Here is a 14,457-nt window from a genome sequence, read left to right as displayed (position 1 = left end):
CCCTCGTGGCGCGCGTGACCCGCGTGTGACCCGGGACTCTCAGTCCCACCCCAGGACGCCCTCGCGCACCACCGGGACCGACCCGTCCACGGCACGGCTGCCGGCGAGGGCGTCCGCCGTGCTCTTGAGCAGCGCGTAGTACGACGACCACTCGTCCTCGAAATACGGCAGCTCCCAGTCGGCGAAGCCCACGCCGCCGGTGGCGGAGCTCGTCACGAGGTAGCCGCCGGAATCGGGGTCGTAGGCGAGGGGGATGCCGCCGCCCATCGCGCACGCCTCCGGCCAGGACGCGACCAGTCCGCGCGCACCCATGAGCGCGTGGTTCGACGGGAGCCGGAACGCCGCCGGCCCGCGTGCGCCGTCGTGGCGCAGCAGCGAGGCCCGCAGCGAGTCGGGGATGGGCCTCCCGAGCCGCGCCTCCGCCTTGGCCACCAGCCGGGGGCCGGCCGGTTTGTTCAGCGAGGCGTACGTCTTCGGCGCGTGCGCCTTCAGCCACTTCTCCATCCGCCGCCACTGGCGGTTCACGGCGGCCGTCACCCGGCGGGAGATCGGCCGTACGACCGGGGTGGTGCCGCCCGTCCGCCTGAGCGCGCACGCGGCGTCGAGGGACGGCGGCGGCTCCGCCACGGGTACGTCGGCGACGGGATCGGCGGACGGCACCGGCTCCCCCGCCACGCCGCAGCCGGACGCGGGACAGGGACGGTAGCCGGGTGGCATGTGGTTCCCGGCCGCCGGGCAACCTTCCTCGAGACAAGGTTCGACGTCTTCGCCCGCGTACGCCGTCCAGCCGGACGATCCGCGCTCCGGGCCGAACACCGCGCTGTCGAGCGCCTGCGCTCCGAGCGCGAGCAGGCCGAGCGCGACGAGCGCGGCCGTCCAGCGGCGCGCCTTCGTCCCGCGCGGCCGCCCGATCCGGGGAAGCCCGGAGAGGAGACGGGCGATCGGCGCGCCGCCCTCCGGCCGGGCGTACCTCGCGAGGTCGTCCGCCGTGGGCCACCCGAGCACCGGCTCGGGGCCGCTCCTGGCGGGGGCCGCGGCGTCCCGCCACGGGGCCGGACGCGGACCAGGCGGCACCGGCACGGCGGCACGGCGGCGGCGTGCGGCGACTACCAGCCCGGCGGCGACGCCGGCGACCAGCGCGACGGCCAGAGCCAGTCGTACAGGGCGAGAGACGATCAACCGGCGCACGCCGGGCACCTTACCGCGAACCACTTAGGAGGGCTGTCCCGGCGGGATGACCTAGGGTCAGAACCATGGAATACCGTCATCTTGGCCGCAGTGGCCTCATGGTCAGCGAGATCAGCTACGGCAACTGGATCACGCACGGGTCCCAGGTGGAGGAGGACGCCGCCGTCGAGTGCGTGCGCGCGGCCCTCGACGAGGGTGTCACCACCTTCGACACCGCCGACGTCTACGCCGGGACAAGGGCGGAGGAGGTGCTCGGCCGGGCCCTCAAGGGCCTCCGCCGCGAGTCGCTTGAGATCTTCACCAAGGTCTACTGGCCCACCGGCGAGGGCAGGAACGACCGCGGACTGTCCCGCAAGCACATCATGGAGTCGATCAACGGCTCGCTGCGCCGCCTGCAGACCGACTACGTCGACCTCTACCAGGCGCACCGCTTCGACTTCGAGACCCCCCTCGAGGAGACCCTGCGCGCCTTCGACGACCTCGTACGGCAGGGCAAGGTCCTGTACGTCGGCGTCAGCGAGTGGACCGCCGACCAGATCGCGCGGGCACTGAAGATCGCCGACGAGATGGGGTTCGACCGGCTGGTGTCGAACCAGCCGCAGTACTCGATGCTGTGGCGGGTCATCGAGTCCGAGGTCGTGCCGCTGTGCGAGAAGGAGGGGCTGGGCCAGATCGTGTGGTCGCCCATCGCGCAGGGCGTGCTGACCGGCAAGTACCTGCCCGGCCAGCCGCCGCCGGCCGGGTCCCGCGCCACCGACCCCAGCGGCTCGGGCTTCATCAGCCGGCTGCTGGAGGACGACGTGCTGCGCCGGGTGCAGGACCTCAAGCCGATCGCGGCCGACCTCGGGCTGACGATGGCCCAGCTCGCCGTGGCGTGGGTGCTGCAGAACCCCAACGTGTCGTCGGCCATCGTCGGGGCCACCAGGCCCGAGCAGGTGCGCGACAACGTGAAGGCCTCGGGCGTGAAGCTCGACGCCGAGGTGCTCAAGAAGATCGACGACGTGCTCGGGACGGTCGTCGAGCGCGACCCGGCCAAGACCGTCAGCCCGTCCGCGCGTCCCTGATATCCGGCTCCCGTCCCACCGGGGCGGTGTCGTAGCCGGGGCCGGGACCGCGCCCGTCGCGGTCCCGGCCCCGCCCGGCTCACTCGGCGCGCAGGGACATCCCTGAGTATTCGACCCGTTCGTCCTCCATGAGCGTGACCTGCTCGACACCGGCCTCGAGCAGCTCGCGCCAGCTCTCCCCCAGCCACGACTCCGCGTCGGACTGGCTGGAGAAGATCTCCCTCGGCAGCGGCCGGTCCGTGACCTCGCCGCCGTTCGCGTCCTCGTAACGCCACCGCCAAATCATCCGCACCCGCTCCTTCGACTCCTGGCCGTCCCCGCGCCGGGACCGGTACGGCACAAAGGCCGTGCAGCCGGACCCTATCCTCTCCTCCCCGGCCTCCACCTCCCCCTGGGGCCGCGGCTAGGGTCGGGGCCGCCCGATCATCCGAGACGCTGGAGAGGAGCGGCATGGAGGTCCGTCTGGAGGGAACCGGAGGCCCGGACGGCTGGCCCGCCCCCGGCTGTCCCTGCGCGTCCTGCGGCCGGCTCGCCCCCGGCCACCGCCTCCCCTTCTCGGTCGTGGTCGACGGCCGCGTACGGCTCACGGACGCCCGCCTGCCCGGCGGCTACCGGATCCGTCACACCGCCGACGGCTGCGAGGTCACCGGCCCGGACGGCGGCCGCCTGCTCTGCTCCGTGGGACCGTCCGCCGGAGCGCGGGACGACGACGCGCCCTTCGACGTGGTGCTCATGGACCTGCCCGACCGGCCGGAGCGGCTGGGCGACCTGCGCCGGCGCGGACGGGTCACGCCCGCGACGCGGATCATCGCGGTGCGTCTCGACCACCGTGTCACGACCGAGGACGAACTGGCCCGCTGCCTCGGCTTCTGGGGCGCGACGGCCGTCCCCGACGGGACCGTCGTGGACACGGCCGGCACGGCGAGCGCGGAGGCGGCGCTCAGGGTACGGCCGGGTGGCGCGCTGCCACGCAGGACGCTGCTGCTGGGCGGGTCGCGGTCCGGCAAGTCCGAGGAGGCCGAGCTCCGGCTGGCCGCCGAACCCGACGTGACCTACGTCGCCACCGGGCCCTCCGGCGGCGACGACCCGGCCTGGCTGGCCCGCGTACGGGCCCACCGGGAGCGGCGCCCGGCGCACTGGCGCACCGCGGAGACCACCGACCTCGTCGCCGTCCTGTCCGCCGGCTCGGGGACGTTCCTCGTCGACGGGATCGGCACCTGGCTGGCCGCCGTGTTCGACGAGTGCGCCGCCTGGCCGGACGGCACCCCCGCGGACGACCACCGCACGGCGCTCGACCGGGTGTCGCGGCGGTGCGACGCGCTGGTGGCCGCCTGGCGCGGCGCCCGCGCCCGCGTGGTGGCGGTGAGCGACGAGGTCGGCCTCGGGGTGATCCCGGCCACCCCCGCCGGACGGCTGTTCCGCGACGCGCTCGGCCGCCTCAACCAGGGCCTCGCCCGCGAGTCCGAGGACGTCGCCCTGGTGATCGCCGGACGGGTCGTCCCGTTGCCCGCGTGAGAACTACGCTTTCCCCTCGTGTCCGACGAACCTCGCACTAGCGGACTTGGCGCGGCCTGGCGGTTCGCGGTCGGGACGCTCACGATCCTCCCCGTAAGGCCGGTGGACGCCGGCCGCGTCGTCGTGGGACGCGCCATGGCACTGGCGCCGTTCGTCGGCGTGGTCCTCGGCCTGGCCGGGGCCGTGGTGCTCGTCGTCACCGGTTCGTTGTCGGGCTCGCCGCTGCTCGGCGCCGTCCTCGCGGTGGGCGCGCTCGCGTGGCTGACGCGGGCCCTGCATCTCGACGGACTCGCGGACCTGGCCGACGGGCTCGGCAGCGGCAAGCCGTCCGACGGAGCGCTGGAAGTGATGAAGCGCTCCGACATCGGCCCGTTCGGGGTCGTCACCGCCATCATCGCCCTGCTCGTCCAGGTGGCCGCGCTGTCGCGAGGTGACGCCGTCGCCTGGGTGGCGCTGGTGTCCGCGACGGTGACCGGCAGGCTGGCCGTCACGTGGGCCTGCCGCGCCGGCGTGCCCCCGGCCCGGCCCACCGGCCTCGGCGCGCTCGTCGCCGGCACCGTACGGCGGGGCGCCGCGATGGGGGCCACCCTCGGATCGGCCGTCGTCGTGGCGGTGCTCGCCCTGGTGGCGGTGATCGGCGCACCGGCCTTCTGCGTGCCGGCCGGCGACGGGACCCGATTCGTCCTGGACCTCGGCGCGCTGTTCCCCGCCGGCTTCGAGCGCCGTTATGCCGACTATTCCGGCCTGAGCCCCTACGCCGGGTCGATCAGCGATACCGGTCCGCGGGCCACCGGACTGCTGTCCCACCTGACCGTCGACCCGTACCTGCTCGCACCCGCCGGGCTGCTGCTGGCGATGACCGCCGGGCTGGGGGCCGCCGCGCTGCTGCGCCGCCGGGCCGTACGGCGGCTGGGCGGCATCACGGGCGACGTGCTCGGCGCCCTCGTGGAGACGGCCACCACGGTGACGCTGCTGGCCGCCGTCCTGCTGCTGTGACAGCCGGGGACTCCCGGGGAGGCGCGCGTCAGCGCGGTACGGCGACGGGACGCAGCCGGTAGACGACGAGGACGACGACCGAGAGCAGCACCCAGCCGACGATCCCGCTGATCCCGGCGAGCGCCGGGTTCGGCGGGGCGGCCGCGTCGCCGAGGAGCAGCGCCAGGCCCGTCGTGGCGTTCACCGAGGCGTGCGCGGCGACCGCGGGCCACACGCTGCGCGAGCGCAGCCGCACCCAGCCGAGCAGCGCCCCGAATATGACGCAGAAGCCGACGAACAGCACCGCCGCCCAGGCGCCGAGCGCCGGGTAGTTGTACCCCTTGAGCGTGAGCGGGGCGTGCCACAGACCCCAGATCACACCGGACAGCACCAGCGCGGGCCACACCCGGGCGGGCCGCCACTCCCCGGTGCCGGCTTCCACAGTGCCGGGCTCCGCAGTGCCGGGCTCCGCAGTGCCGGGCTCCCCACTGCTGAACTCCCCCGTGGCCGGTGTGGGCGAGACCGCCGGGTCGCCGAGCAGGCGGGGCAGCAGCCAGCCCCGCCAGCCCCACTCCTCCCCGAGCGCGGGAATCGCGTTGAGGATCGGGGCGATCAGCACGGCCTGCGCGACCTGAACCGCGTACAGGACCCTCGGGTCCAGCGGCACCTGGTCGAGGACGGCGGCCAGTTGCGCGCGGTAGAGGCTCAGCCCGGCGACGTCGAGGCGCACGACGCCCGCGGCGGCGCTCACCAGCAGGGCGACGGCCACGAGAAGCGGCACGCCGATCAGGGCCGCCGCCAGGAGCGCGGCGGTCCTCCCCCGCCGCGGGCCGAACGTGAGCCCGGTCGCCCGCGCCCACTGCCGCGCCGTCGTACCGCGCCGCCGGGTGAGCCACACGGCCAGTACGCCGAGGGAGGGGGTGAACATGATCAGGATGCCGAGGATCCGGAAGGCGGCCCCGCCGAACGGGACGGCCCCCAGCCAGACGGGCAGCGCGATCAGCCACGAGGCCGCGAACGCGACGAGGAGGAACAGCCGGACGTCGGCGTGACGCCGCGTCACCGTCATCACCGTCCCGCGGAGGAGTGCCGACGCGCGACGAGGGCGTTGACGAGAGCGGCGCCCGTGGCGGCGTCGTCCACCGTGATCGCCAGTTCGCCGCCTGAGACGTATCGGACGACCAGGCACTCGCCACCGCGGATCATGATCGTGGCCCGTCCTGGAAGCCCCCGGAAGCCCCATCCGCCCACCTGGGCCGGGTACCGCTCCTCCACCCACGCCCGCTCCACGCGCTCGAGCCGCACCCTGCGCGAGGGCCACCGCAGCGGACCGACCGACACGGTCAGCGCCTCGGGGACGACCCGCACCGAGACCGACGACAGCACCGTGCCGATCACACCCACCAGAGCGAGCGGCACCACACCGCCCCAGCCGCCGGGGAACCGGCCGGTCACGGCCACGCCCGCGATGACCACCGCGGCGGCGAGGGAGACGAGCGCGAGCCCGGCCGCCCAGCGCGCGGTGGTGGTGGAGACCCACACCGGCCGCTTCCCGGGGTCGAGGTCGATCAGCGGTCCGGTCTCCGGCGACGCGGCGGGGACGTCCGGGCCGGGCCGCCCCGCGAGCCAGCCCAGCGCCCCGAGCGCGATCGGCGCGGCGAGGACCACCGCGACCTGCCAGCTCACGTCCTCCGCGCGGGTCCAGTGACCGCGGTCGAGGTTGGCGGCGATCGTGACGGCCTGCGTGGTCACCATGAACCCGCCCGCCCAGGCCAGCCCGGCGCAGAACCAGGCGCGCGTCACCCGGCGGGCCAGGTTACGGCGGCGCGCGGCGACCCCGAGGCCGATCACCGCGAGGACGGCCCACATCCCGATCAGGAGGATCATGAAGGCGGTGAACGGCATGGAGCCGTCGGGCCCCTCGGAGGACCCCCAGTGGGTGGCCAGCGGGTCGGGGAGGCGGTCCGCGAACGCCAGTGGCACCGCCACCAGCACGGCGGCGACCAGCACGGCCCAGCCCGCGATGGCCACCATCAGCCGCGCGCGGACATCGGTCAGTGAGCTGTCGTACGGATCGGTCATGCCGTCTCCTTGCTGGAGTCCTTGCTGGAGTCCTTGCCGGGGTCGTTGCCGGGGTCGTTGCCGAGGTCTTCGCCGATGTCCCTGACGAGGGCGACGACGTCGTCCGCGGTGAGGCCGTATCCGGCGGCCTCGTCGAGCAGGTCTCGCACCCGCGCCCTCAGCGCCTCGCGGCCGTCCGGTCTGCGCAGCACCGACACGCCGCGCCCGCGGCGGAACTCCAGCAGGCCCTCGTCGCGCAGGTCGCGCAGCGAGCGCAGCACCGTGTTCGCGTTGACGCCCAGCGCGCGGGCCAGGTCGCGGGCCGGCGGCAGCCGATCGCCCGGGGCGATGTCCCCGGCCCCGATCGCGCGCCTGACGGCGGCGGCCACCTGTTCGTGCAGGGGCCGCGGATCGTTGAGATCGAGCGTGAGCAACATAGTGCTAGTCACATTAGCACCATCTACCCAAAGTGTCGCGATGGTGCTACTTCCACTGGCACCATCCACCCTACTGATAGGTAGGATGAACCCTCGTTTATGCGTAGCCGAGTAAGCCCAGCTAGCATCGGCTCACGTGACCACAGTGCGCATAAACGCATCTGACGCGGTCTCCATCGAGACCGGAGCTCTCATAATCGGCGTCCACACGACCCCGGAAGGTCCACGCCCCGCCCCGGGCGGCGAAGGCCTCGACCAGGCCCTGGACGGACGACTGGCCGAGATCCTCACCACGATGGGGTTCACCGGCAAGGCCGAGGAAGTCGTCAAGATCCCGACCTTCGGGGCGCTGCCGGCGCCCGTCGCCGTCGCCGTGGGCCTCGGCGACGCGCCCGAGGACGGCTACGACCTGGAAACCCTGCGCCGCGCGGCCGGAGCGGCCGTCCGCTCCCTCGCCGGGACGGCGTCCGCGGCGCTCGCCCTGCCCGCCCGTACGGCTGAGGAGGCGGAGGCCGTCGCACTGGGCGGTCTGCTCGGGGCCTACGACTTCACTCGGTACCGTACCGGGGGCGACCGCAAGGCTCCGGTCGGCGAGCTGGCCGTCCTGTCCGGCGCCGCCGGGGCCGAGGAGGCCGCCGCGCACGCGGCGACGCTCGCCGACTCCGTCGCCCTCGTCCGCGACCTGGTGAACACGCCTCCGTCCGACCTGTGGCCCGCGCGCTTCGCCGAGATCGCCCAGGAGACCGGCGGCAAGGCCGGCCTCTCGGTGGAGGTGCTCGACGAGGTCAGGCTCAAGGAGGACGGCTACGGCGGAATCGTCGGCGTCGGCCAGGGCTCGGTCAATCCGCCGCGCCTGGTCCGCGTCGCCTACAGCCACCCCGAGGCCACCCGGAAGGTCGCCTTCGTCGGCAAGGGCATCACGTTCGACTCCGGCGGCCTGTCGCTCAAGCCGTCCGCCTCCATGGACTGGATGAAGTCCGACATGGGCGGCGCGGGAGCCGTGTTCGGCGCGCTCGTCGCGATCGCCCGGCTGGGCCTGCGCGTCAACGCGGTCGGCTATCTCTGCCTGGCCGAGAACATGCCCTCGGGAAGCGCGCAGCGCCCCTCCGACGTCCTGCACACCTACAGCGGCAAGACGGTCGAGGTGCTCGACACCGACGCCGAGGGCCGTCTGGTGCTGATCGACGGCATCGCCCGCGCCGCCCAGGACGAACCCGACGTGATCATCGACGTCGCCACCCTGACCGGCGCCCAGATCGTCGCGCTCGGCTGGCGTACGGCCGGCGTGATGGCCAACGACGACGCCCTCCGCGAGGAGGTCGTCCGCATCGCCGGCGAGCAGGGCGAGGGCGCCTGGGGCATGCCGCTGCCCGCCGAGCTGCGCAGGGGGCTCGACTCCGCGGTCGCCGACATCGCCAACCTCCAGCCCGAGCGGTGGGGCAGCATGCTCGCCGCGGGCATCTTCCTGCGCGAGTTCGTGCCCGAGAGCGTCCAGTGGGCGCACATCGACATGGCCGGCCCGGCGTTCAACAAGGGCGAGCCGCACGGCTACACCCCCAAGGGCGGCACCGGCGCGATGACCCGCACGCTCGTCGCGGTCGCCGAGCGCTACGCGGGGAACGGCACGCCCGCGCAGGCTGTTTAAACAGGGAGACGGCCCTCGGAACGGCCCCGTCGCGGCTCGCCCGCGGCGGGCCCCCGGGCCGGGGCCACGATCTTCCGGGACAAGTGAAAAGATGCTGCCGGGTCCTTCCGGCGGTGTGAATACGACCAAGGAGCATTCCAGTGGCTGATGGCAGCGGCCCCTACGACATCGTCGTCCTAGGTGGCGGTAGCGGTGGATACGCCTGTGCCCTGCGGGCGGCCGAGCTCGGCATGAACGTCGTCCTCATCGAGAAGGACAAGGTCGGGGGCACCTGCCTGCACCGCGGCTGCATCCCCACCAAGGCGCTGCTGCACGCGGCCGAGCTGGCGGACCAGGCCCGCGAGGGCGAGTCGTTCGGCGTCCGCACCCGCCTGGAGGGCATCGACGTCCCGGGCGTCCACGCGTACAAGGACAAGGTGATCGGCGGCCTCTACAAGGGCCTGGCCGGGCTCATCAAGAGCAAGAAGATCACCGTGGTCGAGGGCGAGGGCCGCCTGGCCGGCCCCAACCGCGTCGTGGTCGGCGACCAGGTGTACGAGGGCCGCAACGTCGTGCTGGCGACCGGCTCGGTGCCGAAGTCGCTGCCCGGCCTGGACATCGACGGCGAGAAGGTGATCAGCAGCGACCACGCGCTGGTCCTCGACCGGGTCCCGTCCTCGGTCGTCATCCTGGGCGGCGGCGTCATCGGCGTCGAGTTCGCCAGCGTGTGGCGCTCGTTCGGGGCCGAGGTCACGATCGTCGAGGCGCTGCCGCACCTGCTGCCGCTGGAGGACGAGTCCAGCTCCAAGCTGCTGGAGCGCGCGTTCCGCCGCCGCGGGATCAAGTACGAACTGGGCGCCAGGTTCGAGAGCGTCAAGACCACCGACACCGGGGTCGTCGTCTCCCTGGAGAACGGCAAGACCCTCGACGCCGAGATCATGCTCGTCGCCGTCGGGCGCGGCCCGGTCTCGGCCGGTCTCGGCTACGAGGAGAACGGCGTCGCGATGGAGCGCGGCTACGTGCTCGTCAACGAGTTCTGCCAGACCAGCGTGCCGGGCGTCTACGCCGTGGGCGACCTCATCCCCACGCTGCAGCTCGCCCACGTCGGCTTCGCCGAGGGCATCCTGGTCGCCGAGCACATCGCCGGGCTCAACCCGGTGCCGATCGACTACGACGGCGTGCCGCGCATCACCTACTCCGAGCCCGAGGTCGCGTCGGTGGGCATCGCCACGTCGGTCGCCCGCGAGCGCGGTCACGACGTCGTCGAGCTGAACTACAACCTCGCGGGCAACGGCAGGAGCAAGATCCTGCAGACTCAGGGCGAGGTCAAGGTCATCGCCGAGCGCGACGGCCGGGTGCTCGGCGTCCACATGGTGGGCAGCCGGGTGGGCGAGCTGATCGCCGAGGCCCAGCTGATCTTCAACTGGGAGGCCACGGCCACCGACGTCGCCCAGCTGATCCACCCGCACCCGACCCAGTCCGAGGCCCTCGGCGAGGCGATGCTGGCCCTGGCCGGCAAGCCGCTGCACGTCCACAACTGAAGCCCTCCTAGCGAACGCGAGAGAAGACACACCATGCCGGTCTCCGTAACCATGCCCCAGCTCGGCGAGAGCGTTACCGAGGGCACCGTCACCCGCTGGCTGAAGAAGGAAGGCGACCGCGTCGAGGCCGACGAGCCGCTCCTCGAGGTGTCGACCGACAAGGTCGACACCGAGATCCCTTCGCCGTCCGCGGGCTACCTGACCAAGATCATCGTGGCCGAGGACGAGACGGTCGAGGTCGGCGCCGAGCTGGCCCTGATCGACTCCGAGGCGGGCGCCGCTCCGGCCGCCGCCGAGCCGGCGGCTCCGGCCCCCGCTCCGCAGCCCGAGCCCGAGCCGGAGCCGGCCCCGCAGCCGCAGGCGGCGGCGCCCGAGCCCGCTCCCGCCCAGCCCGCACCGGCGCCGATCTCGTCGATTCCGCAGCCCGCGCCCGCCGTGGTGACGCCGCAGCAGGCGCCCCCGGCGCCCGCCCCGGCTCCGCAGGCTCCGGCCCCGCAGCCGCAGGCGCCCGCCCAGGCCGCGCAGCCGAGCGAGCCGACCCCGCTGCCGTCGTCCGGTGAGAGCCCGTACGTCACGCCGCTGGTCCGCAAGCTCGCCGCCGAGCACGGCGTCGACCTCGACGCGCTGACCGGCACCGGCGTCGGCGGCCGGATCCGCAAGCAGGACGTGATCGAGGCCGCCCGCGTCCAGCGCGAGCAGGCCGCCTCCGCCGCCGCCGCTCCGGCGGCGCCGCAGGCGGCGCCCGCCCCGGCCCAGGCGCCCGCCGCCCCGGCCGCCGCCTCCGCCCCGGCGCCCGAGGTGAAGGCCGACACCACGCTGCGCGGCCGCACGGAGAAGATGTCGCGCCTGCGGCAGACCATCGCCAAGCGCATGGTGGAGTCGCTGCAGGTCTCGGCCCAGCTCACCACCGTGGTCGAGGTCGACGTCACCCGCATCGCGCAGCTCCGCAACCGGGCCAAGGACGAGTTCCTGCGGCGCGAGGGCGTCAAGCTGTCGTTCATGCCGTTCTTCGCCCAGGCGGCGATCGAGGCGCTCAAGCAGCACCCGAAGCTGAATGCCACGATCAACAGCGAGACCAACGAGGTCACCTACTTCGACGTCGAGCACCTGGGCTTCGCGACCGACACCGAGCGCGGCCTGCTCGTCCCGGTGATCAAGAACGCGGGCGACCTCAACATCGCCGGGCTCGCCCGTAAGATCGCCGACCTCGCCGAGCGCACCCGCACCAACAAGGTGAGCCCGGACGAGATCACCGGCGGCACGTTCACGCTGACCAACACCGGCAGCCGGGGCGCGCTGTTCGACACGCCGATCCTCAACCAGCCGCAGGTCGGCATGCTGGGCACCGGCGCGGTCGTCAAGCGCCCGGTCGTCGTGGACACCCCGGAGGGCGAGGTCATCGCGGTCCGCTCGATGGTGTACCTCGCGCTCAGCTACGACCACCGCCTGGTCGACGGCGCCGACGCGGCCCGCTTCCTCACGACGATCAAGAACCGTCTCGAGGAGGGCCGCTTCGAGGCCCAGCTCGGCCTGGCGTAGCCGTACCCGGGCCGGCGCGAGCCGTACGCCCGGACGCATCGGGGCCGTCCCGCGTTTCGCGGGGCGGCCCTCGCCGTCTCCGGCCCGGGTCGAGACCCGATCGCGGCCTTCGAAGGACGTGCGCGCCGCGCAGCCGCCCGTTCCGGGGGTAATGATCCATACGTGGAGACAATGACGACAGTGGTGACGGGCTCCTCGGGACTGCTCGGAACGGCCCTGGTCGACGCGCTGCGCGCCGACGGGCACGAGGTGCGCCGCCTGGTGCGCCGCACTCCCGCGGGGCCCGGTGAGCGCTTCTGGGACCCGGCGAACGGCGTGCTCGACCCCGGGGCGCTGGAGGGCGCGGACGCCGTCGTCCATCTGGCCGGCGCCGGGATCGGCGACCGCCGGTGGTCCGAGGCGTACAAGCGGGAGCTGGTGGACAGCCGGGTCAACGGCACGCGGACCCTCGCAGAGGCGCTGGCCCGCGCCGAGGGCGGACCGCGGGTGCTGCTGTCCTCCTCCGCGATCGGCTTCTACGGCGACACCGGCGACCGGGCGGTGGACGAGTCCGCACCGCCCGGCCGGGGCTTCCTCGTCGATCTGGTGCGCGGCTGGGAGGCGGCCACCGAGCCCGCCGCGGAGGCGGGCGCGCGGGTGACGCTGCTGCGCAGCGGCATGGTGCTCAGCGGCCGGGGCGGCGCGCTCGCCCGGATGCTGCCGATCTTCAAGATGGGCGCGGGCGCCGTGCTCGGCAGCGGCAGGCAGTACGTCTCGTGGATCTCGCTGCCCGACTGGGTGGACGCGGTCCGCTTCCTGCTGGCGCACGAACTGGCCGGGCCGGTGAACCTCACGGCTCCCGAGCCGGTGACCAACGCCGAATACACGGCCGCTCTGGCGAAGGCGCTGCGGCGCCCGACGATGCCGGTCCCCGCCCCGCGGTTCGCGCTGCGCCTGGCGCTCGGGGAGTTCGCGGAGGAGGCGCTGCTCGCCGGGCAGCGGGTGCTCCCCCGGCGGCTGCTCGACGCGGGCCACCGGTTCGCCCATCCCACCGTCGGCGAGGCGCTGGCCGCCGTACTCTGAGAAGTCATTGGACCCGGGAACGGAAGTGGTGGGCATGAGCCGCATCGGGCAGTCGCACATCGTCGCCATCGGGGGTGGGTCGTTCCGGCAGACCGAGCGGTACGGCTTCATCGAGCCGACCGCGCTGCTGCGCTACGTCCTCGACCTGACCGGGCAGGACCGGCCCAAGCTCGGCCTGCTCGCCACCGCCACCGGCGACGACGCCGACTGGCTGCTCAGGATGTACGGCGCGTTCGCCCGCTGGGACGTCGAGGTGAGCCATCTGACGGTCTTCCCGATGCCGAACGTCGAGGATCCCCGCGAGTGGATCCTGGAGCAGGACGCGATCTACGTGAGCGGCGGCAGCGTCGCCAACCTCGCCGCGCTGTGGCGGCTGCACGGCCTGGACGAGGCGTTCGCCGAGGCGTGGCGGGCGGGAATCGTGCTGTCCGGGCAGAGCGCCGGCGCGCTGTGCTGGCATGTCGGGGGCAACACCGACTCGTTCGGGCCGGCGCTGCGGCCCTGGGCCGATGGTCTCGGCCTGCTCCCCTACTCCTGCGGCGTCCACTACAACTCCGACCCCCAGCGGCGGACGCTGCTGCACGAGTCGGTCGCGTCGGGCGAGCTGCCCGAGGGGTACGCCGCCGACGAGGGCGTGGCGCTGCACTACGTGGGCACGGAGTTCATCCAGGCGGTGACCATCGACCCCGAGGGGTACGCCTACCGGATCGAGCGGGACGGGCCCGGTGTGAAGGAGCTGCGTATCGAGCCCCGGCTGCTCACCTCTACGCTGTGAACGTGATGGGCGATGGGAACCTGAAGGGCGTGGCCATCGTCCGCCTGGGCGTCGACGTACCGTACGAGCAGGCCTGGACCCTGCAGCGGCGGCTGCACGCCCGGCGGGCGGCCGACGAGATCTCCGACCTGTGCCTCATGCTGGAGCACGCCCCCGTCTACACCGCGGGCAAGCGGACCCTGGCGCACGAGCGGCCGGTGGACGGCACGCCGGTCATCGACGTGGACCGGGGCGGGAAGATCACCTGGCATGGCCCGGGTCAGCTCGTCTGCTACCCCATCATCCGCATCGGCGACGTGGTCTCCTACGTGCGGGCGCTGGAGGAGGTCCTGCTCCAGGTCTGCGCCGACTTCGGGCTGACGGCGCGCCGGGTGGAGGGCGCCGGCGGGGTGTGGGTGCCCGGCGACCCCGCGCACGGGCTGCCCGACCGCAGGCTCGGCACGATCGGCATCCGGGTCTCCGGCGGGGTCACCATGCACGGCTTCGCGCTCAACTGCGTCAACGACCTGAGCTGGTACACCCGCATCACGGGCGACGACGCCGGGGTCACGTCGCTGTCGGCCGAGACCGGCAGGCGGATCACGGTCGACGAGGTCATCCCGTTCGCCGGCAAGCGTCTCGCCGAGGCCCTCGGCCAGGAGCCGTACGACCTGTACGAGGAGGACATCGCCTGACG

14 protein-coding genes are annotated in these 14,457 nt (G+C 73.6%); 9 read left to right on the top strand and 5 right to left on the bottom strand.

Features of this window, described 5'->3' with window-relative positions:
- Positions 1-39: 39 nt before the first annotated feature.
- Positions 40-1,188 carry a hypothetical protein gene (locus ACWEQG_RS03420; RefSeq protein ID WP_452281358.1) on the bottom strand — a complete coding sequence of 383 codons (1,149 nt, stop codon included), beginning with the start codon at positions 1,186-1,188 and terminating at the stop codon, positions 40-42.
- A 65-nt stretch (positions 1,189-1,253) separates the two neighbouring features.
- Here ACWEQG_RS03420 and ACWEQG_RS03415 point away from each other — a divergent pair, with 65 nt between their 5' ends.
- Complete coding sequence (locus ACWEQG_RS03415) at positions 1,254-2,252, top strand: aldo/keto reductase family protein (RefSeq protein ID WP_452281356.1); 999 nt, start codon at positions 1,254-1,256, stop codon at positions 2,250-2,252.
- Between the two features lie 79 nt (positions 2,253-2,331).
- Here the strand turns inward: ACWEQG_RS03415 and ACWEQG_RS03410 are convergent, their stop codons facing one another.
- Positions 2,332-2,538, bottom strand: coding sequence for a hypothetical protein (locus tag ACWEQG_RS03410; protein ID WP_079313380.1), 207 nt, complete (start codon positions 2,536-2,538; stop codon positions 2,332-2,334).
- A 164-nt stretch (positions 2,539-2,702) separates the two neighbouring features.
- Here ACWEQG_RS03410 and ACWEQG_RS03405 point away from each other — a divergent pair, with 164 nt between their 5' ends.
- Both ACWEQG_RS03405 and ACWEQG_RS03400 read left to right on the top strand, forming a co-directional pair.
- Positions 2,703-3,767, top strand: coding sequence for a bifunctional adenosylcobinamide kinase/adenosylcobinamide-phosphate guanylyltransferase (locus tag ACWEQG_RS03405; RefSeq protein ID WP_452281354.1), 1,065 nt, complete (start codon positions 2,703-2,705; stop codon positions 3,765-3,767).
- An 18-nt stretch (positions 3,768-3,785) separates the two neighbouring features.
- Positions 3,786-4,763, top strand: a complete 978-nt coding sequence (locus ACWEQG_RS03400; RefSeq protein ID WP_452281352.1) for an adenosylcobinamide-GDP ribazoletransferase — start codon at positions 3,786-3,788, stop codon at positions 4,761-4,763.
- Positions 4,764-4,791: 28 nt separating this feature from the next.
- Here the strand turns inward: ACWEQG_RS03400 and ACWEQG_RS03395 are convergent, their stop codons facing one another.
- Genes ACWEQG_RS03395 through ACWEQG_RS03385 form a run of 3 tightly spaced genes read right to left on the bottom strand, consistent with a single transcriptional unit; the run spans position 4,792 to position 7,252 of the window.
- Positions 4,792-5,805, bottom strand: a complete 1,014-nt coding sequence (locus tag ACWEQG_RS03395; RefSeq protein WP_452281350.1) for a CPBP family intramembrane glutamic endopeptidase — start codon at positions 5,803-5,805, stop codon at positions 4,792-4,794.
- Between the two features lie 5 nt (positions 5,806-5,810).
- Positions 5,811-6,824 (bottom strand): hypothetical protein, encoded by a 1,014-nt coding sequence (locus ACWEQG_RS03390; protein ID WP_452281348.1) that lies wholly within the window; start codon positions 6,822-6,824, stop codon positions 5,811-5,813.
- Entirely contained in the window at positions 6,821-7,252 is a 432-nt protein-coding gene (locus ACWEQG_RS03385) for a GntR family transcriptional regulator (protein WP_452281346.1), read from the bottom strand. The genes ACWEQG_RS03390 and ACWEQG_RS03385 overlap by 4 nt, the downstream gene beginning before the upstream one ends.
- Positions 7,253-7,376: 124 nt before the next feature.
- Here ACWEQG_RS03385 and ACWEQG_RS03380 point away from each other — a divergent pair, with 124 nt between their 5' ends.
- The 6 genes from ACWEQG_RS03380 to lipB all read left to right on the top strand — a co-directional run bounded on the left by ACWEQG_RS03380 (position 7,377) and on the right by lipB (position 14,455).
- A complete protein-coding gene (locus ACWEQG_RS03380; protein ID WP_452281344.1) occupies positions 7,377-8,885 on the top strand; it encodes a leucyl aminopeptidase in 1,509 nt (502 codons plus the stop codon).
- Between the two features lie 140 nt (positions 8,886-9,025).
- Positions 9,026-10,405: a dihydrolipoyl dehydrogenase gene (gene lpdA, locus ACWEQG_RS03375; RefSeq protein ID WP_363467504.1), complete on the top strand. Its 1,380-nt coding sequence runs from the start codon at positions 9,026-9,028 to the stop codon at positions 10,403-10,405.
- Between the two features lie 33 nt (positions 10,406-10,438).
- Positions 10,439-11,944: a 2-oxoglutarate dehydrogenase, E2 component, dihydrolipoamide succinyltransferase gene (gene sucB, locus ACWEQG_RS03370; protein WP_452281342.1), complete on the top strand. Its 1,506-nt coding sequence runs from the start codon at positions 10,439-10,441 to the stop codon at positions 11,942-11,944.
- Between the two features lie 171 nt (positions 11,945-12,115).
- A complete protein-coding gene (locus tag ACWEQG_RS03365) occupies positions 12,116-13,006 on the top strand; it encodes a TIGR01777 family oxidoreductase (protein WP_452281340.1) in 891 nt (296 codons plus the stop codon).
- A 34-nt stretch (positions 13,007-13,040) separates the two neighbouring features.
- Complete coding sequence (locus ACWEQG_RS03360; RefSeq protein ID WP_363467512.1) at positions 13,041-13,781, top strand: Type 1 glutamine amidotransferase-like domain-containing protein; 741 nt, start codon at positions 13,041-13,043, stop codon at positions 13,779-13,781.
- Between the two features lie 5 nt (positions 13,782-13,786).
- Complete coding sequence (gene lipB / locus ACWEQG_RS03355) at positions 13,787-14,455, top strand: lipoyl(octanoyl) transferase LipB (protein WP_452281338.1); 669 nt, start codon at positions 13,787-13,789, stop codon at positions 14,453-14,455.
- Positions 14,456-14,457: the final 2 nt, after the last annotated feature.

It is taken from the genome of Microbispora sp. NPDC004025 (genome assembly GCF_053604425.1).
The sequence above is the reverse complement of the archived record's forward strand: the minus strand, read 5'-3'. Positions and strand labels throughout refer to the sequence as shown.